Source organism: Streptomyces sp. NPDC048257, assembly GCF_043201855.1.
GTDB lineage: Bacteria > Actinomycetota > Actinomycetes > Streptomycetales > Streptomycetaceae > Streptomyces.
Map to the genome: position 1 here is coordinate 285454 of NZ_JBICZI010000002.1, position 18189 is coordinate 303642.

17 protein-coding genes are annotated in these 18189 nt (G+C 73.0%); 14 read left to right on the plus strand and 3 right to left on the minus strand.

Annotated elements, in window-relative coordinates; genetic code table 11:
* Positions 1-78 precede the first annotated feature (78 nt).
* Positions 79-1878, plus strand: coding sequence for a gamma-glutamyltransferase (gene ggt / locus ACGFZK_RS05300; protein WP_393847488.1), 1800 nt, complete (start codon positions 79-81; stop codon positions 1876-1878).
* Between the two features lie 12 nt (positions 1879-1890).
* On the opposite strand, the gene map is transcribed toward ggt, so the two are convergent.
* The gene (gene map, locus ACGFZK_RS05305) at positions 1891-2658 is read right to left on the minus strand and encodes a type I methionyl aminopeptidase (RefSeq protein WP_393847489.1); all 768 of its coding nucleotides are present in this window, start codon (positions 2656-2658) and stop codon (positions 1891-1893) included.
* Positions 2659-2722: 64 nt separating this feature from the next.
* On the opposite strand from map, the gene ACGFZK_RS05310 reads away from it, so the two are divergent.
* From ACGFZK_RS05310 to ACGFZK_RS05340, 7 genes are all read left to right on the plus strand, one after another.
* Positions 2723-2974, plus strand: coding sequence for a helix-turn-helix domain-containing protein (locus ACGFZK_RS05310; RefSeq protein WP_393847490.1), 252 nt, complete (start codon positions 2723-2725; stop codon positions 2972-2974).
* 206 nt (positions 2975-3180) lie between these two features.
* Positions 3181-3561, plus strand: a complete 381-nt coding sequence (locus ACGFZK_RS05315) for a PPOX class F420-dependent oxidoreductase (protein ID WP_393847491.1) — start codon at positions 3181-3183, stop codon at positions 3559-3561.
* Positions 3562-3606: 45 nt separating this feature from the next.
* A complete protein-coding gene (locus tag ACGFZK_RS05320) occupies positions 3607-5043 on the plus strand; it encodes a hypothetical protein (RefSeq protein WP_393847492.1) in 1437 nt (478 codons plus the stop codon).
* A gap of 167 nt (positions 5044-5210) precedes the next feature.
* A complete protein-coding gene (locus ACGFZK_RS05325; RefSeq protein WP_393847493.1) occupies positions 5211-6053 on the plus strand; it encodes a nitrilase-related carbon-nitrogen hydrolase in 843 nt (280 codons plus the stop codon).
* The gene (locus ACGFZK_RS05330) at positions 6050-7345 is read left to right on the plus strand and encodes an aspartate aminotransferase family protein (RefSeq protein ID WP_393847494.1); all 1296 of its coding nucleotides are present in this window, start codon (positions 6050-6052) and stop codon (positions 7343-7345) included. The genes ACGFZK_RS05325 and ACGFZK_RS05330 overlap by 4 nt, the downstream gene beginning before the upstream one ends.
* Before the next feature lie 9 nt (positions 7346-7354).
* On the plus strand, positions 7355-8755 hold the full coding sequence (gene hydA / locus ACGFZK_RS05335; protein WP_393847495.1) for a dihydropyrimidinase: 1401 nt from the start codon (positions 7355-7357) through the stop codon (positions 8753-8755).
* A gap of 22 nt (positions 8756-8777) precedes the next feature.
* The gene (locus tag ACGFZK_RS05340; protein WP_393847496.1) at positions 8778-9779 is read left to right on the plus strand and encodes a TIGR03842 family LLM class F420-dependent oxidoreductase; all 1002 of its coding nucleotides are present in this window, start codon (positions 8778-8780) and stop codon (positions 9777-9779) included.
* Positions 9780-9938: 159 nt separating this feature from the next.
* Here the strand turns inward: ACGFZK_RS05340 and ACGFZK_RS05345 are convergent, their stop codons facing one another.
* Positions 9939-11351, minus strand: coding sequence for an MFS transporter (locus tag ACGFZK_RS05345; protein ID WP_393847497.1), 1413 nt, complete (start codon positions 11349-11351; stop codon positions 9939-9941).
* 141 nt (positions 11352-11492) lie between these two features.
* On the opposite strand from ACGFZK_RS05345, the gene ACGFZK_RS05350 reads away from it, so the two are divergent.
* The 4 genes from ACGFZK_RS05350 to ACGFZK_RS05365 all read left to right on the plus strand — a co-directional run bounded on the left by ACGFZK_RS05350 (position 11493) and on the right by ACGFZK_RS05365 (position 15270).
* Entirely contained in the window at positions 11493-12314 is an 822-nt protein-coding gene (locus ACGFZK_RS05350; RefSeq protein WP_393847863.1) for a helix-turn-helix transcriptional regulator, read from the plus strand.
* Between the two features lie 113 nt (positions 12315-12427).
* Positions 12428-13252: an inositol monophosphatase family protein gene (locus ACGFZK_RS05355; RefSeq protein WP_393847498.1), complete on the plus strand. Its 825-nt coding sequence runs from the start codon at positions 12428-12430 to the stop codon at positions 13250-13252.
* Positions 13253-13333: 81 nt separating this feature from the next.
* Entirely contained in the window at positions 13334-14752 is a 1419-nt protein-coding gene (locus ACGFZK_RS05360; RefSeq protein WP_393847499.1) for a phytoene desaturase family protein, read from the plus strand.
* Positions 14752-15270, plus strand: coding sequence for an O-acetyl-ADP-ribose deacetylase (locus tag ACGFZK_RS05365; RefSeq protein ID WP_393847500.1), 519 nt, complete (start codon positions 14752-14754; stop codon positions 15268-15270). The genes ACGFZK_RS05360 and ACGFZK_RS05365 overlap by 1 nt, the downstream gene beginning before the upstream one ends.
* 22 nt (positions 15271-15292) lie before the next feature.
* Here the strand turns inward: ACGFZK_RS05365 and ACGFZK_RS05370 are convergent, their stop codons facing one another.
* Positions 15293-15778 (minus strand): Lrp/AsnC family transcriptional regulator, encoded by a 486-nt coding sequence (locus ACGFZK_RS05370; RefSeq protein ID WP_393847501.1) that lies wholly within the window; start codon positions 15776-15778, stop codon positions 15293-15295.
* Positions 15779-15912: 134 nt separating this feature from the next.
* On the opposite strand from ACGFZK_RS05370, the gene ACGFZK_RS05375 reads away from it, so the two are divergent.
* Together ACGFZK_RS05375 and ACGFZK_RS05380 are read left to right on the plus strand one after the other, a co-directional pair.
* On the plus strand, positions 15913-16890 hold the full coding sequence (locus ACGFZK_RS05375) for a DMT family transporter (protein WP_393847502.1): 978 nt from the start codon (positions 15913-15915) through the stop codon (positions 16888-16890).
* Positions 16883-18154 carry an aromatic amino acid transaminase gene (locus ACGFZK_RS05380; RefSeq protein WP_393847503.1) on the plus strand — a complete coding sequence of 424 codons (1272 nt, stop codon included), beginning with the start codon at positions 16883-16885 and terminating at the stop codon, positions 18152-18154. The genes ACGFZK_RS05375 and ACGFZK_RS05380 overlap by 8 nt, the downstream gene beginning before the upstream one ends.
* The last annotated feature ends 35 nt before the right edge of the window (positions 18155-18189 follow it).

Consider the following 18189-nt stretch of genomic DNA (forward strand, 5'->3'; position numbering starts at 1 on the left):
CCGCACGGCCGGGCCGACGTCCTGACGGGACGGCGGGGCGGCGGCTAGGCTCGGCGCACGCTGCCACAGGAGGTCCGGATGCACCGTCCCGCCGCCCGCACGTTACCGCTGCTGGCCCTCGTCGCCGCACTCGTCTCCACCGGGGCCGCGGCCCCGCCCACCACCGCGGCCCCGCCGGCCAAGGTACCGGTCGCCGTCGGGTACGGCGGCGCGGTCGCCAGCGTCGACGCCGACGCCTCCGCCGTGGGCATCGCCGTCCTGCGCTCCGGCGGCAACGCCGTGGACGCCGCGGTCGCCACCGCCGCCGCGCTCGGGGTGACCGAGCCCTACTCGGCGGGCATCGGCGGGGGCGGCTACTTCGTCTACTACGACGCGCGCTCGCGCCGGGTGCACACCATCGACGGCCGCGAGACCGCCCCCGCCACGGCCACCGAGGGGCTGTTCCAGGAGAACGGCCTGCCCATCCCCTTCGCGGAGGGCCAGACCAGCGGCCGAAGCGTCGGCGTGCCCGGCACCCCCGCCACCTGGAGGAGCGCCCTCGACGCCTGGGGCACCCGCCCGCTGGACAAACTGCTGAAACCCGCCGAGAAGCTGGCCCGCGACGGCTTCACGGTGGACGCCACCTTCCGGTCCCAGACCGAGCTCAACCAGGACCGCTTCAAGGACTTCCCGGACACCTCGAAGCTCTTCCTGCCGGGCGGCGCCCTGCCGGTGGTCGGCTCCACCTTCAAGAATCCCGATCTGGCCGCCACCTATGCCGAACTCGGCCGCAAGGGCACCGGCGCCCTCTACCGCGGGCCCCTCGCCGAGGACATCGTCCGCGCCGTCCGCACACCCCCGGTGGACCCGGCGGCCGCCCGCAAGGTCCGCCCCGGCGATCTGACCACCGGCGACCTGCGCGCGTACGCGACCAAGCGGCAGGACCCCACCCGGGTGAGCTACCGCGGCCTGGACGTCTACAGCATGGCGCCGTCCTCCTCGGGCGGCACCACCGTCGGCGAGGCGCTGAACATCCTGGAGCGGACCGACCTCTCGAAGCTGTCCGAGACGCAGTACCTGCACCGCTTCATCGAGGCCTCGCGGATCTCCTTCGCCGACCGGGGCCGCTGGGTCGGCGACCCGGCGGCGGTGGACGTGCCGACGCGTGAGCTGCTCTCGCAGCGCTTCGCCGACGCGCGCGCCTGCCTGATCGCGCCTGACCGTACGCTGACCAGCCCGCTCGCCCCAGGTGACCCGCGCAGCCCGGCGCCCTGCGCCACCACCGGCCGGGCCGCCCCGACCCCGTACGAGGGGGAGAACACCACCCACCTGACGGCCGCCGACCGCTGGGGCAACGTGGTCTCCTACACCCTGACCATCGAGTCCACCGGCGGCAGCGCGATCACCGTCCCGGGCCGCGGCTTCCTGCTGAACAACGAGCTCACCGACTTCTCCTTCGCCCCGGCCGCGCCCGGGGTCCCGGACCCGAACCTGCCCGGTCCCGGCAAGCGGCCGCGCTCCTCGATGGCCCCGACCATCGTGCTGGAGCACGGGCGGCCGGTGCTCGCGGTGGGCTCTCCGGGCGGCGCGACCATCATCACCACCGTGCTCCAGACCCTGACCGGGCACCTGGACCGGGGTCTGCCGCTGGTCGACGCCATCGCCGCGCCGCGGGCCAGCCAGCGCAACCAGACCACCACCGAGCTGGAACCGGGCCTGTGGAACAGCCCGCTGCGCGCGGAGCTGGAGGCGATCGGCCAGGGCTTCCGGCAGAACCCGGAGATCGGCGCGGCGACCGGCGTGCAACGGCTGCCGGACGGGCGCTGGCTGGCGGCGGCCGAGACCAGCCGCCGGGGAGGCGGCTCGGCGATGGTGGTCCACCCGCACGGGAGGCCGTAGGGCTCGTAGGGCTCAGAGGGCGGTGAGGATCCGCGGACCGTCGGTGGTGATCGCGACCGTGTGTTCCGAGTGGGCGGCGCGGCTGCCGTCGACGGTGCGCAGGGTCCAGCCGTCCTCGTCGCAGGTGTAGTCGTCCGTGCCGCCCGCGATCACCATCGGCTCGATGGCGAGGACCATGCCGGGGCGCAGCTTCATACCGTGCCCCGGCGGGCCCTCGTTGGGTACGCCCGGGTCCTCGTGCATGGCGCGGCCGATGCCGTGACCGCCGAAGCCGTCGGGAACGCCGTACCCGGCGGCGCGGCAGGTGGTGCCGATGGCGTGGGCGATGTCGCCGATCCTGTTGCCGGGCACGGCGGCGGCGATCCCGGCCGCGAGGGCCGCCTCGGAGGTCTCGATCAGCCGGAGGTCGGCGGGGCGGGCGCGGCCGACGGTGAAGCTGACCGCCGCGTCCCCGGCCCAGCCGCCGAGCTTCGCCCCGAAGTCGGCGCTGACCAGGTCGCCGTCCCGCAGCCGGTAGTCGCCGGGGATGCCGTGCACGATCGCGTCGTTCACCGAGATGCACACCACGGCGGGGAAGGGCACCGGCGCGAACTTCGGCCGGTAGCCCAGGAAGGGGGAGGACGCCCCGACCTCGCGCAGCACCTCGCGGGCCACCCGGTCCAGGTCCAGCAGAGCCACCCCCACGTGTGCGGCCTCCCGTACGGCGGCCAGGGCGCGGGCGACCACCCGGCCCGCGGCGCGCATCTCGTCGATCTCTCGGTCCGTCTTCAGTTTCACCATGCCAATAACTATACCGGTATAACAATAACGGGATAGTTATTGGCGTGCGGGGTAGGATGAGGGCATGGTCCGTACCCCTCTCACCCCCGAAGAGCGCGAGCGCGGCGAGCGCCTGGGCGTCCTGCTGCGCGAGGCCCGCGGCAGCCGCAGCATGGTCGAGGTCGCGGCCGGCGCCGGACTCTCCGCCGAGACCCTGCGCAAGATCGAGACCGGCCGGGCGCCCACCCCCGCCTTCTTCACCGTCGCCGCCCTCGCCGAGGCCCTCGGGCTCTCCCTGGACGACGTACTGCGACGCTGCGCCGTCGTCCCCGCCTAAGGGCTGTCCCGTAATCCCCGGCGGGCGCACGACGACAGCTACGGCTACGAGACGCGGACCGGCGCGAAGCTCCCGTACATCCGGGCACTGGTCGAGAAGACGCGACCGGCCGCGACGGACGAGCTGTTCGTGGCCTGGGAGACGGTCAGCCACGGAGAGGCCCTACCGGCCTGACACCGCCCACGGGGCGCACCTAGGGTGCCGGTATGGATCTCGAGGAGCTCGGCAGAGCGCGGTACGTCAGTCTCACCACGTTCCGCAAGGACGGCACGCCCGTGGCGACCCCGGTGTGGGCCGTGGTCGACGGGGGTGAGCTGTTCGTGTGGACGCGCACCGAAACGTGGAAGGTCAAGCGGATCCGCAACAACGGGCGGGTCTCCGTCGCGGCCTGCGACGTGCGCGGGCGCGTCCAGGAAGGGGCGCGGGCGTACGAGGGCGACGCCCGGCTGCTCGACGAGGCGGGGCTGCGGCGGGTGCGCAAGCTGATGTCGCGCAAGTACACGTGGCAGTACTGGGTGGTGGACGTGCCCGCCACCCTGGCGCGCCGGGGCAAGCGTCCGCACACCGCGATCGCCGTCAAGCTTTGAGACTCCCGTAGCCCGCCCGTAACACAGGTGGGATCCAATGCGGTCATGGAGACCGCGACTTCACTGGCGATCAGTCAACTCTCGGGATATTTACAGGGGTTGACGCAGAGGCTGGATCCCGGGGCAGGCTGGTACGGGGAGTTCCTGCGCCGGGATCCGGACGGCATGCGGGCCTGCCTCGACGGGGCGGCGATGCCCCCGTGGGACGTGATGGAATCGCTGCTGCGGGATCTGGCCGGGGCGCGGGGCGCGGAGTTCGCGGCGCGGGAGACCGGGTACGCGGCCCGGCTGCGGGCCGCTGCCGTCACCGTGTGGGACAGACTGCCGGGCGGCGAGGAGGAGCTGCGGGCCCTGCTCGCGGCGGCCGACGGGCAGCGGGCGGAGTCGCAGACGGCCCTGCGAAGCCTGACGGTCCGGCTCGGCGCAGCCACCGACCGTGCGGAGACGGACGCCCTCACCCGGGAACTCTCCTGGGCCCAGGACGACGTGGCCCGCGCCGTGGCCCGTCACGAGGACCTGGCGGCCCGCCTGCGATCCCTGCGGGCGGGTCCGGAAGGGCCGTGGCCCGCCCGGCCGGAGACCGCGGAGTGGCTGCCCGGGGTGTCCCGGGAGGAACGGGAGGAACGGGAGGAACGGGCGGCGGTGGCAGAGGCGGCGGAGGTGGCGGAGGTGGCCGAGCCCGCCGCGCCGGGTCAGGCGCCGGTCGGCCGGGCCGAGGGGCGGTGGCTGCGCGGTACGCGGCGCGCCGGAGGCGCCCGGTACGCGGGCTCGGCGGCCCCCGAAGCCCCCGCCTTCACCCCGCCGCCGGGCCACCCCGGCGGGGACGGCACACCGGATTCCGGTCCCGGCGCCGCTCTCCCCGCGCCGCGCGGGGCCCGCTTCGCCGTCCCGGACCCCGAACCCAGCGCCCCGGGCGGCGACTCCACCGACCAGCACCCGCCGGCGCCCCCCGCTCCGGCCGGGGCCCCCGGAGCCGTGGCCGCCGCCCTGCTCACGCTGCGCGCGCAGGGCCGCAGCGGCGAGGCCCACGTCCTGTTGTGCGAGGCCGCGGCCCGTCCCGCCGAGCACCTGCCGGCCCTCGCCGCCGAACTGACCCGGGCCGGGCTCGCGGCCGACTGGGCCACCCTGCTGTGGGAGGCGGCCTCGCTCCCGCCCGAGCAGCTCGCGGCGGCCGCGGCCGCCCTCGGCGCCGCCGGCCGGGAGGCCGACTGCGACGCCCTGCTGCGTCAGGGCGTCGCCCGCCCCGCGGTCGAGGTCGCGGACGCGGCGCTCGCCCTCGGCGGGGCCGGGCGGATCCGCGAGGCCGACGCCCTGCTCGGCGCCTTCGTCCGGGTCCGCACCGCCGAGGAGACGGCGGACCTGGCCCGGTACGACCCGCAGTGGTTCGCCCCGCGCCTGCTCCGGGCGGCCCGGGCACTGCCCGGACCCCGGCACCGCGATCTGGTCCACGCACTGAGGGTGGCGGGCATCGCCGGTGCGTAACGCGCCCGTCTCCTGACCGCATTCGACCGCGGGGCGACGTAACGTGATCGACTACTCCAACCGCGCACGGCGGTCTTGCCCCACGCTGTGACGAGGCCTACGTTCTACTCCCTACGCACACCGTCTACGTGCGTAGAACTCGGCGTTCCCGTCGCGAGGAGCAGCTCATGGCCCAAGTCGTCCGCGCCGCGCTGGTCCAGGCCACCTGGACCGGAGACACCGAATCGATGATCGCCAAACACGAGGAGTACGCCCGCCGGGCAGCCGCCGAGGGCGCGCAGATCATCGGCTTCCAAGAAGTCTTCAACGCCCCCTATTTCTGTCAGGTGCAGGAGCCCGAGCACTACCGCTGGGCCGAGGCCGTCCCCGACGGCCCGACCGTACGCCGTATGCAGGACCTCGCCCGCGAGACCGGCATGGTGATCGTCGTACCGGTCTTCGAGCTCGAGTCCGAGGGCTTCTACTACAACACCGCCGCCGTCATCGACGCCGACGGCAGCTACCTCGGCAAGTACCGCAAGCATCACATCCCCCAGGTCAAAGGCTTTTGGGAGAAGTACTACTTCCGTCCGGGCAATCTCGGCTGGCCCGTCTTCGACACCGCCGTCGGCCGGATCGGCGTCTACATCTGCTACGACCGCCACTTCCCCGAGGGATGGCGCCAGCTGGGCCTGGCCGGAGCCCAGCTCGTCTACAACCCCTCCGCCACCCATCGCGGCCTCTCCGCCCACCTCTGGCAGCTGGAACAGCCCGCCTCCGCCGTCGCCAACGAGTACTTCATCGCCGCCATCAACCGGGTGGGCCAGGAGGAGTACGGGGACAACGACTTCTACGGGACCAGCTACTTCGTCGACCCGCGCGGCAAGTTCGTCGGGGACGTCGCCAGCGACAAGGACGAGGAACTCGTCGTCCGTGACCTCGACTTCGACCTGATCAAGGAGGTCCGCGACCAGTGGGCCTTCTACCGCGACCGCCGTCCCGACGCCTACGGAGGACTCGTACAGCCGTGACCAACCCGACCCCGCTCCACAGTCGCCACCGCACGGTGCTGCCCGACTGGCTCGCGCTCTACTACAAGCACCCCATCGAGCTCACCCACGGCGAGGGCCGTCACGTCTGGGACGCCGACGGCAACCGCTACCTGGACTTCTTCGGCGGCATCCTCACCACGATGACCGCCCACGCCCTGCCCGAGGTCACCAAGGCCGTGTCCGAGCAGGCCGGGCGGATCATCCACTCCTCCACCCTGTACCTCAACCGGCCCATGATCGAGCTGGCCGAGCGGGTTGCCGCCCTGTCCGGCATCCCCGACGCCCGGGTCTTCTTCACCACCTCCGGCACCGAGGCCAACGACACCGCGCTGCTGCTCGCGACGACGTACCGCCGCTCCAACCAGATCCTGGCGATGCGCAACAGCTACCACGGCCGGTCCTTCTCCACCGTCTCGATCACCGGCAACCGCGGCTGGTCCCCGACCAGCCTCTCGCCGCTGCAGACGTACTACGTCCAGGGTGCGGTCCGCACCCGCGGCCCCCTGGCCCACCTGGACGACGCGGCCTTCACCGCCGCCGCCGTCGAGGACCTCGAGGACGTGCTCGGCCAGGCCCGCGGGGGAGTGGCCGCCCTCATCGCCGAACCCATCCAGGGCGTCGGCGGGTTCACCTCCCCGCCCGACGGCCTCTACGGAGCCTTCCGCGAGGTCCTCGACCGCCACGGCATCCTGTGGATCAGCGACGAGGTGCAGACCGGCTGGGGCCGGACCGGTGACAACTTCTGGGGCTGGCAGGCACACGCGCAGAACGGGCCGCCGGACATCCTCACCTTTGCCAAGGGCATCGGCAACGGCATGTCCATCGGCGGGGTCGTGGCCCGCGCCGAGGTGATGAACTGCCTGGACTCCAACTCCATCTCCACCTTCGGCGGCTCGCCCGTCACCATGGCGGCCGGCGTCGCCAACCTCGCGTACCTGCTGGAACACGACCTCCAGGGCAACGCCCGCCGCGTCGGCGGCCTGCTCCTGGAGCGGCTGCGCGCGATCGCCGCCACCGTGCCCGCCGTTCGGGAGGTCCGCGGCCGGGGCCTGATGGCCGGCCTGGAACTCACCAGGCCGGGCACCGACGAGGCCGACCCGGACGCGGCCGCCGCCGTCCTGGAGGCGGCCCGCGAAGGCGGCCTGCTGCTCGGCAAGGGCGGTGGGTACAACACGAGCGTGCTGCGCATCGCGCCGCCGCTCTCCCTCACCGTCGCCGAGGCGGAAGAGGGCGCCGAGATCCTCGAACAGGCATTGCGCAGCATCCAGTAGGGGGATCACATGAGCATCCGCACCCTGATCCGCGGCGGCCTCGTCGTCACCGCCGCCGACGAAGTGCACGCGGACGTCCTGATCGAGGACGGCCGCGTGGCGGCCCTCGCCGCACACGGCTCGGCGGCCGCCGGGGCCTGGACGGCCGACCGTACGATCGACGCGACCGGGAAGTACGTCATCCCCGGCGGGGTCGACGCACACACCCACATGGAACTCCCCTTCGGAGGCACCTCCGCCTCCGACACCTTCGAGACCGGAACCAGAGCCGCCGCCTGGGGCGGCACCACCACCATCGTCGACTTCGCCGTGCAGAGCGTGGGCCACTCCCTGCGCGAGGGGCTCGACACCTGGTACGCCAAGGCCGACGGCAACTGCGCCGTCGACTACGCCTTCCACATGATCCTCTCGGACGTCAACGAGAGAACGCTCAAGGAGATGGACCACCTCGTCGGCGAGGGGGTCACCTCCTTCAAGCTGTTCATGGCCTACCCCGGCGTCTTCTACAGCGACGACGGGCAGATCCTGCGGGCCATGCAGCGCGGCGCCTCCAACGGCGGGCTGATCATGATGCACGCCGAGAACGGCATCGCGATCGACGTCCTCGTCGAACAGGCCCTCGCCCGCGGGGAGACCGACCCCCGCCACCACGGCGAGGTCCGCAAGGTGCTGCTGGAGGCCGAGGCCACCCACCGCGCCATCCAGCTGGCGCGGGTCGCGGGCGCACCCCTCTACGTCGTACACGTCTCGGCGGAGGAAGCGGTGGCCGAGCTGGCCGCCGCCCGCGACAAGGGCCTGCCGGTCTTCGGCGAAACCTGTCCGCAGTACCTCTTCCTGTCCACCGACAACCTGGAGGAGCCCGACTTCCAGGGCGCCAAATACGTCTGCTCCACACCGCTGCGCCCCCGCGAGCACCAGGCGGCGCTGTGGCGGGGGCTGCGGACCAATGACCTCCAGGTGGTCTCCACCGACCACTGCCCGTTCTGCTTCCGGGGCCAGAAGGAGCTGGGCCGCGGGGACTTCTCCAAGATCCCCAACGGGCTGCCGGGGGTGGAGAACCGTATGGACCTCCTCCACCAGGCCGTCCTGGACGGGCACATCAGCCGCCGCCGCTGGATCGAGATCGCCTGCGCGACCCCGGCCCGGATGTTCGGCCTCTACCCCCAGAAGGGCACCATCGCGCCGGGCTCCGACGCCGACATCGTCCTCTACGATCCGCATGCCGAGCAGGTCATCTCCGCCGAGACGCACCACATGAACGTGGACTACTCGGCGTACGAGGGCAAGCGGATCACCGGACGCGTCGACACCGTGCTCTCGCGCGGCGAACTCGTCATCGACCAGCGCGAGTACACCGGACGGGCCGGCCACGGGGTCTTCATCCCCCGCTCCACCTGCCAGTACCTGTAAAGAGCGTCAAGGAGCCGCCCGTATGGACTTCGGCCTCGTCCTGCAAACCGACCCGCCCGCCTCCCAGGTCATCAGCCTCATGAAGCGCGCCGAGCGCAACGGCTTCCGCTACGGCTGGACCTTCGACTCCGCCGTGCTGTGGCAGGAGCCGTTCGTCATCTACAGCCAGATCCTGGAACACACCCGCAAGCTGCACATCGGCCCCATGGTCACCAACCCCGGCACCCGCACCTGGGAAGTGACCGCCTCCACCTTCGCCACCCTCAACGACATGTTCGGCAACCGCACCGTGTGCGGGATCGGGCGCGGCGACTCGGCGATGCGGGTCGCCGGGCGCAAGCCCAACACCCTGGCCCGGCTCGGCGAGGCCATCGACGTCATCCGGGACCTCGCCGAGGGCCGCGAGGCCCTGGTCGACGGCAATCCGGTCCGCCTGCCGTGGGTCCGCGACGGGAAGCTCCCCGTGTGGATGGCGGCGTACGGGCCGAAGGCCCTGGCCCTGGCGGGGGAGAAGGCCGACGGGTTCATCCTCCAGCTCGCCGACCCCTACCTCACCGAGTGGATGGTCAAGTCGGTCCGCGAGGCAGCCGTCGCCGCCGGCCGCGACCCGGCGGAGATCACCATCTGCGTGGCGGCCCCCGCGTACGTCAGCGAGGACCTCGTGCACGCCCGCGACCAGTGCCGCTGGTTCGGCGGCATGGTCGGCAACCACGTCGCCGACCTCGTCTCGCGCTACGGCGAGCACTCCTCGATGGTCCCCGACGAGCTCACCGAGTACGTCAAGGCCCGCCAGGGCTACGACTACAGCCACCACGGGCGGGCCGGGAACCCGTCCGCCGACTTCGTCCCCGACGAGATCGTCGACCGCTTCTGCCTGCTGGGCCCGGCCGAGGCCCACATCGAGAAGCTGCGGGCCCTGCGCGACCTGGGCGTCGACCAGTTCGCCGTCTACGCCATGCACGACGCCCGGGAGGCCACGATCGACGCGTACGGCCAGCACGTCGTCCCGGTGCTGCGCGACTGACCCACCGCACTCGCCCCCGGCCGTACCACCGCAGGCCGCCTCCCCCACCAGGGCCACCGCCCGGGCGGGGGAGGCGGCCTGCGCCGTCGGACGGTTCGGCTCTCCCGGCATGCGCGGTGGTGCGGCGAGGATCCGGCGGAGACGCAGCGGGGCCACGAGCTACGCCTTCCCGCGGCCCAGGCCGATGCCCACCAGGACCGCCGCCGCGATCACGAGCACCGCGTCGACCGCCAGGACCGTCCGCACCCCGTCGAAGAGCGAGGCCTGCGTGGTGGCCAGCACACCCAGCAGCGGGATGCCGATGGTGAGGCCGATCTGCTGGGTGGTGGTGACCAGGCCGGTCGCGAGGCCCTGCTGCTCGTCGGGGACACCGCTCGTCACCACGACCCCGTACGAGATGATCGCGCCGAGGTGGCACATGCTGGCCAGCGAGACGGCCACCGTCGCCAGCAGGGCGCCCGACTCCGCGCCCACGCCCAGCAGCGCGGCGCCCAGCAGGCCCTGACCGAGCAGCGAGCCGACCAGGGTGCGGCGGGCGCCGAAGCGGCCGATGACCTTCGCGGCGTACGACCCCGCGACGACCGAGGCGACGCCCTGGACGCCGAAGACCAGACCCGTGCGGAAGGACGACAGCTCCAGCGTCTCCTGGAGGTAGAGCGTCAGGACGAACACGACCGTCGTCATCATCGAGAACGTCACCAGACCGCCGGCATTGCCCCAGGCGACCGTGCGCCGCCTCAGCATCGGCAGGGAGACCAGCGGGGCCGGGGACTTCGACTCCACCACCACGAACGCCGCCAGCAGGACGAGTCCGAGCACCAGCGTGCCCCAGACGTCCGGGTCCCCGAACCCGCGCTGGGCCGCGGTCGACAGGGAGTAGATCAGCGCGAGCAGACCGCCGGTGACGGTGACGGCCCCGGGCACGTCCAGCCGCGGCCGCTCCGTGGTGCGCGACTCCGTCAGCAGCCCCGGCGCGAGGGCCAGCACGACCACCGCGGCGACCGCCAGCAGGCCCATCGTGGAGCGCCAGCCCAGGGTGTCGGTCATGACACCGCCGAGCACCATGCCGACGGTGAAGCCGAGGGACAGCAGAGTGCCGGAGATGCCGAGCGCCCTTTCGCGCAGCGGGCCCTCCGGGAAGGTCGTGGTCAGCAGGGACATGCCGGTGGGCACGATGATCGCCGCGCCCAGCCCCTGCAGGGCGCGCCCGGTCAGGAAGGAGGCCGGGTCCCAGGCGAGGGTCGCGAGCAGGGAGGCCGCGCCGAAGACCACGAGGCCGGTGAGGAAGAGCTTCCTGCGGCCGTACAGGTCGGCGACCCGCCCGAAGAGGAGCAGGAAGCCGCCGGACGGCAGGGCGAAGGCGGTGATGGCCCACTGGAGGGCCGACCGGCCGAGCCCCAGGTCCTCGCCGAGCACCGGCAGGGCCACGTTCAGTACGGAGAAGTCGAGCGCCACCATGAACTGGGCGGCGCAGAGGACGAAGAGAACGAGCCGGGCCCGGCCGGAGAGCCGCTCGTTCGGGGAGGCCGCCGGGAGCGGCCCGGTGGTCGGTGTCTGTGTGTCGATCGCCATGGCCACCACCTTCGTGGCCCGGGAATGCCCGTGCAGAGTGGGAACTTATCCTGTTGGCGGCAGCACCAGGCAGCCGAACAGGGGGAGTTTGTGGCCACAGCGACCGAGGAACACCGGCGCACCGAACTGCGCGAGTTCCTGATGAGCAGACGCGCCAGGATCACCCCGACCGAGGCCGGACTGCCCGACGGCGGAGCCCGCCGGCGCACCCCGGGCCTGCGCCGCGAGGAGGTCGCCGTGCTCGCCGGGGTCGGGGCCTCCTGGTACCAGTGGCTGGAGCAGGGCCGCGCCATCACGGTGTCCTCGCAGGTCCTGGACGCTGTGGGCCGGGTGCTGAAGCTGACCAGCGCAGAGCGCCGGCACCTGTACGTGCTCGCGGGGCTCAATCCGCCCGCCCTGGAGGTCGCCCCGGCCGACCGGGGCATGTGCGACGGCCTGAGGCGGCTGATCGAGGCGTGGATGCCGTTTCCCGCGCACATCATGGACCGGTACTGGAACACCGTGATGTACAACGACGCGGCCGCGCTGGTCTTCGGAATGCGCCCCGAGATCGTGCAGAACTGCCTGATCGCCTTCTTCACCGACCCCATCTACCGGTCCCGGTCGCCGCACTGGGCGGAGATCGCATGCCTGGTGGTGGCCCAGTTCCGGGCCGCCTGCTCGGAGAGCCCGAACGACGAGGGCTTCCGGGCCGTGATCGAGGAGGCGCGGGAGCTCAGCCCGGAGTTCGCCGAGCTGTGGGAGCGGGGGGACGTACGGCCCGGCGGGCAGACCGAGAAGCAGATCGAGCATCCGGTCACCGGCACGCTGCACATGGAGGCGACGCAGCTGCGCGTGCCGGCCCGCCCCGACCTGGCGATCGTGCTCCACACCCCGATGCCGGGCACCGGCACGGCCGAGAAGCTGGAGTGGCTGACCTCGCCGGAGGGCAGGCGGAGGTCGATGTTCCCCCTCGCCGGCTGAGCCCGTGCCCTACGGGCCTTCCCGGGGGCGGTTCAGCTCACGGTCACCCGGTGTCCGGGTGCCCGTCCGCATCGGCGGTGGGGTTTGTCGGTCGGGCGTGCTTTGCTGGGGGCATGATCGATGAGTTCCTGGCCCATGGCCTGTCCGATGTGGAAGAGGCCGTCCGCAAGGCGGCGGCGATCGAGATCATGCCGAGATTCAGGCAGCTCGCCGAGCACGAGGTCGACGAGAAGAGCGGCCCGCACGACCTGGTGACCGTGGCCGACCGCAAGGCCGAGGAGCACCTCACGGCCGCCCTGACGCGGTTGCTGCCCGGCTCCGCCGTGGTCGGCGAGGAGGCCGTGCACGCCGACCCCGGGGTGTACGCGGCGCTGCGCGACGACGCCCCGGTGTGGATCGTCGACCCCGTCGACGGTACCCGTCAGTTCGTGAACGGCGACCCCGCCTTCTGCACCCTGGTCGCCCTGGCCCGGCACGGGGAGATCCTCGCCTCCTGGACCTTCGCCCCGGCGCTGGAGGAGCTGGCGACCGCCGTGCGCGGGCAGGGCGCGTACGTCAACGGCGAGCGGATCCACAGCGGTTCGCCGGAGCCCGGCGCCGCACTGCGGGTCGCCATCGCCCACCCGCTCTACACCAGCGACGAGAACAAGCGGACGCTGGCCCGCCTGGACGTGCCGGGGGTCGCGGCCCGGCCGTGCGGTTCGGCGGGCCTGGAGTACCTGAAGGTGGCCCGCGGCGAGATGGACGGCCTGGCCTTCACCTGGCCCTCGGCCTGGGACCACGCGGCCGGACTGCTGCTGGTCGACGAGGCCGGCGGTTCGCAGAGCACGGTCGACGGGGTCCCCTTCCGGGTGGACCGGGACAACGCGCTGCCGTTCGCGGTCGGGCGCGACGAGGCCACCGCCGTACGCATCCGGGAGCTGCTCAGGGGCGCCTGAGCGGGTGAGGGGTGTCCGGGCCGCCGTGCGCGGCGGAATATCCTGGGGGCGCAGGCGCCGCCGGAGACGAAGGAGTCGCAAGTGCCGTCGATTCTCGATGTGGTCGTGGTGGGGGCGGGACCGAACGGGCTCACCGCCGCCGTCGAACTGGCCCGGCGCGGCTTCTCGGTGGCCGTTTTCGAAGCCGCCGACACGGTCGGCGGCGGCGCCCGGACCGAGGAGCTCACCCTCCCCGGCTTCCGGCACGACCCCTGCTCGGCGGTGCACCCGCTCGGCATCGGCTCGCCGGTCTTCGCCACGATGCCGCTGAAGCAGTACGGGCTGGAGTGGCTGCACGCCCCGCTGCCCATGGCGCACCCCTTCGACGACGGCACGGCCGCCGTCCTGTCCCGCTCGGTCGCGGAGACGGCGGCGTCCCTCGGCCCCCGCGACGCGGGAACCTACCGGCGCCTGGTCGGGCCGTTCCTCGGCAAATGGGACACCCTGGCCCGGGACTTCATGTCCCTGCCGAGCACCGCGCTGCCCCGGGATCCGCTCACCCTCGCCCGCTTCGGGCTCGCCGGACTGCCGCCCTCCACCTGGCTCCTGAGCCGCTTCCGCGACGAACGGGCCCGGGCGCTGTTCGCGGGCCTCGTGGCCCACGTCATCGCCCCCCTCGGCGGGATCGCCACCAGCGCCGTCGGCCTGGTCTTCGCGCTGGCCGCGCACGCGAACGGCTGGCCGATGCCGCGCGGCGGCTCGCAGTCCGTCTCCGACGCCCTCGCCGGATACCTGCGCGACCTCGGCGGCACCCTCCACACCGGATTCGAGGTCAAGCGGCTCGACGACCTCCCGCCCGCCCGCACCTACGTCTTCGACACCTCGCCGACCGCGCTGGCCCGGATCGCCCGCCTGGGACGCGCGTACGACGGCTACCGGTACGGCGCCTCGGTGTTCAAGCTCGACTACGCGCTGGACGGCCCGGTCCCGTGGACGGCCGAGGAGCCGCGCCGCGCCGGCACCGTCCAGATCGGCCCGCGCGCCCGGGACATCGACGCCGCCCTGCAGCTCGCCTCGGGCGGCCGGGCCCCGCGCAGCCCCTTCCTCATCACGGCGCAGCCCAGCCTGGTCGACCCCGGCCGGGCGCCCGAGGGCAAGCACGTGTTCTGGGCGTACGGACACGTCCCCGCGGGCTGGGACGGCGACCTCACCGAGGCCGTCGAGTCCCAACTGGAGCGCTTCGCCCCGGGCTTCCGCGACCTGGTCCTCGCCCGGGCCACGGCGGGCCCGCCCCAGCTCGCCGCCCGCAACCCCAACTACGTGGGCGGGGACATCGCCTGCGGAGCCGCCTCGGGACTCCAGCTCCTGCTGCGCCCCAAGCTCTCCCTCTCCCCGTACACGACGGCCCACCCGGCGGTCTTCCTGTGCTCCTCGGCGACCCCGCCGGGCCCGGGCGTGCACGGCATGTCCGGGCACAACGCCGCCAAGGCGGTCTGGCGCCACCTGAGGAGGGACTCCTGATGGCCGTCATCACCCTGGTCCTCGGCGACATCACCGCCGAGAAGGCCGACGCGATCGTCAACGCCGCGAACTCCTCCCTGCTCGGCGGCGGCGGGGTGGACGGCGCCATCCACCGGCGCGGCGGCCCGGAGATCCTCGCGGCCTGCCAGGACCTGCGGCGGTCGCACTACGGCAAGGGCCTGGCGACGGGCCGGGCCGTCGCGACCACGGCCGGGCGGCTCGCCGCCGGGCACGTCATCCACACGGTGGGCCCGGTCTGGTCGCGCGACGAGGACCGCTCGGAGCTGCTGGCCTCCTGCTACCGCGAATCGCTGCGGGTCGCCGACGAGCTGGGCGCCCGTACGGTCGCCTTCCCGGCCATCTCCACCGGCATCTACGGCTGGCCGCTGGACGACGGGGCGCGGATCGCGGTGGAGACCGTGCGCGCGGCCCGCACCGAGGTGCAGGAGGTGCGGTTCGTGCTCTTCGACGCGGCCGCGTTCGAGGTCTTCCAGGCTGCGCTGGAAGCCTGCGGCTGAGCCGTACGCGGACGCGGACCCGTCAGCGCGCCGATCGCCTCGCCGCGCCCGGGGCGGGACGCGGATAGGTCCGGGACTGCTTGACGCTGCCGAACGCGAAGCTCGATTCGATCGAGGCGATGCCGGGGATGGCGTGGATCCGGTGGCGCACCAGGGACTCGTAGGCTTCCAGGTCCTCGATGACGACCCGCAGCAGGTAGTCGCTGCTGCCCGCCATCAGGTAGCAGTCCTGGATGTGCTCGATGACCGCGACGTGCTCCTCGAACAGCCGCACCGCCTCCGCCGTGTGGCGTTCCAGGCGGATCCGCACGAAGACGGTGACCGGGAGCCCGAAGGCGACCTGGTCGACCATGGCCGTGTAGCCGCGGATCAGGCCCGCCTCCTCCAGCCGGCGTACCCGGCGCAGGCAGGGCGACGGGGACAGCCGGACGCGGTCGGCGAGGTCCTGGTTGGACAGGCGCCCGTCGGCCTGCAATTCCCTGATGATCTGCAGATCGACTGCGTCCATGACCACTCCTTGGCAGATTCTGCCCCAAACGTATGTCCGAGAGACAGAAGTGGCAATCGCCTGCCCCGGCCGAAGCCCTACCGTTGCCCCGCACGGACCGGATCGGTCCGGGTCTCAGAGGCTGGAGCATTTCCTTGGTCGCGACGCACACCACCCGGGCGACCCTGCCTCCCGATGCGGCGGGCCCGCGGGCCGGACACCCCGGCCGGCGCGGGCTCTCCCCCCAGGCCGAGGGCATGCTGGCCCTGCTGGTCACCGTGTCGATCTGGGCGGCCTTCGCGCTCAGTGCCCGGGCCCTGAGCGGTTCCTCGCTGCTCCCCGCCGACGCCGGGCTGCTGCGGTTCGGCGTCCCGCTCGTCGTCCTGTTCCCCGCCCTGTGGCGGCGCCGTCGCGCCCTCGCCGCGGTGCGGCCCGGCCCCGCCGTGAAGATCATTTGCGGTGCGGGGGTGCCCTTCTTCCTCGCCGCCATGCACGGCGGCGCCCTGACCTCCGCCGCCTTCGTCGGCTCCATCGTCCCCGGCATGGTCCCGCTCTTCGTCTCCCTCATCATGATCCGCCGCGGCCACGGCGTCCCCCGGGGAACGCAGGCGGCCGGACTCGTGCTGATCGCGGCCGGCGTGGCCGCCCTCGTCTGGCGCTACGTCGTCCCGGTGGACACCGGCGTACTCGCCGGCGCCGGCACCCTCCTGGTGGCCAGCGGGCTGTGGGCCCTCTACACGGTGGGACTGCGGGAGGTGGACCTCGATCCCGTCGGATCGATCGGCCTGCTGTGCCTGCCCTCCTTCGCGGTGATCGGGGCCCTGGTCCTCACCGGGGTCCTCCCGACCGGCATCGCGCACGCCGAGGGCAGCGACATCGCGCTCTTCTTCGTCGTCCAGGGGCTGGGGGTCGGACTGTGCGCCGGCCTGCTGTACGCCTTCGCCATCCGCCGGCTCGGCGCCGAGCGCAGCGCCGTCGTCGGCAGCCTCAGCCCCGTCGCCGTCGTCCTGCTCGCCGTCCCGCTGCTGGGCGAGACACCGACCCTCGCCGTGCTCGTCGGCGTACCCCTCATCACCGCCGGCGTCGTCCTCGCCAACCGCCGCCCACGACCCAAGGTTCCCGCAGATGCTTGAGCTCCTCCCCCCGCCGCCCACCGACCCGCTGTGGGACCTGACCTACGAGTTCGGCAGCGACGAGCGGCCCGAACGGCTGAACCTCGTCCTCGGCGTCTACCGGGACCAGACGGGGACCACACCCGTCATGACCGCCGTGCGCGAGGCCGAGATCCGCCTGGCGGAGCGCTCCGACTCCAAGGAATACCGCGGGCTCTCCGGCAACGCCGCCTTCAACCGCTCCCTGCTGAAGCTGGTCCTGGGCGCGAGCGGACCGACCGACCGGGCCACGGCCGTCCAGACCGTCGCGGGCTCCGGCGCGCTGCGGCTGCTGGCCGACCTGATCTGCCGGACCCGCCCCGGGACCACGGTGTGGATCAGCGATCCGGCCTACGTCAACCACCGCCCCATCCTGGAGGCCGCCGGGCTGCGCGTGCGCACCTACGGCTGGCGCGACGCCGAGGGCGGCTTCGACACGGCCGGCGTGCTGCGGGAACTGCGGGACGCACAGCGGGACGACGTCGTCCTGCTCCAGGGCTGCTGCCACAATCCCACCGGCGTGGACCCGCTGCTGGACGACTGGGAGGCGCTCGCCGAGTCCGCCGTCCGCGGCGGCTGGGTGCCCTTCGTCGACCTGGCTTACCACGGGCTCGGCGACGGCCTGGAGGCCGACCTGCTGGCCACCCGGATGCTGGCGGCGCGCGTCCCGGAAATGCTGATCGCGGTCAGCTGCTCGAAGAACTTCGGCCTCTACAGCGACCGCGTCGGCTGCGCGATCGTCCTCGGCGCCTCGGGCCAGGCCGTCCGGCACGCCGAGACCGCCCTGCAGAACGCCGCCCGGACGCTGTACTCGATGCCGCCCGAGCACGGCGCGGCCGTCGTGACCACGATCCTCGAGGACGACGGCCTGCGCGCTGCCTGGCGGGCGGAACTGGACGTCATGCGGGGCCGGATCATGGACAACCGGGCCGATCTGATCGCCCACCTGAGCGCGCTCGGCTGCGCGGAGCAGGCGCGCTCGCTCGCCCTGCAGAAGGGGATGTTCTCGATGCTGCCGCTGACCTCGCCCCAGATGCTCCTGCTGCGCAGGCAGTACGCCGTCTACGGCACGACCTCGGGGCGCATCAACATCGCGGGCATCCCGGCGCACCGGATCCCCGACCTCGCCCGGGGCATCGCCGGCGTCCTCCGGACGGGCGAGACGGCCGACCGGCCCCGGACGTTCCCGCGCCAGCAGTCCGGATCCGCCGCCGCCCTCCAGGCCCCGTCCGGACGTAGTCTGTAAGGAGATCCGCGTCGCGCTCGGCACGAGCCCGACGG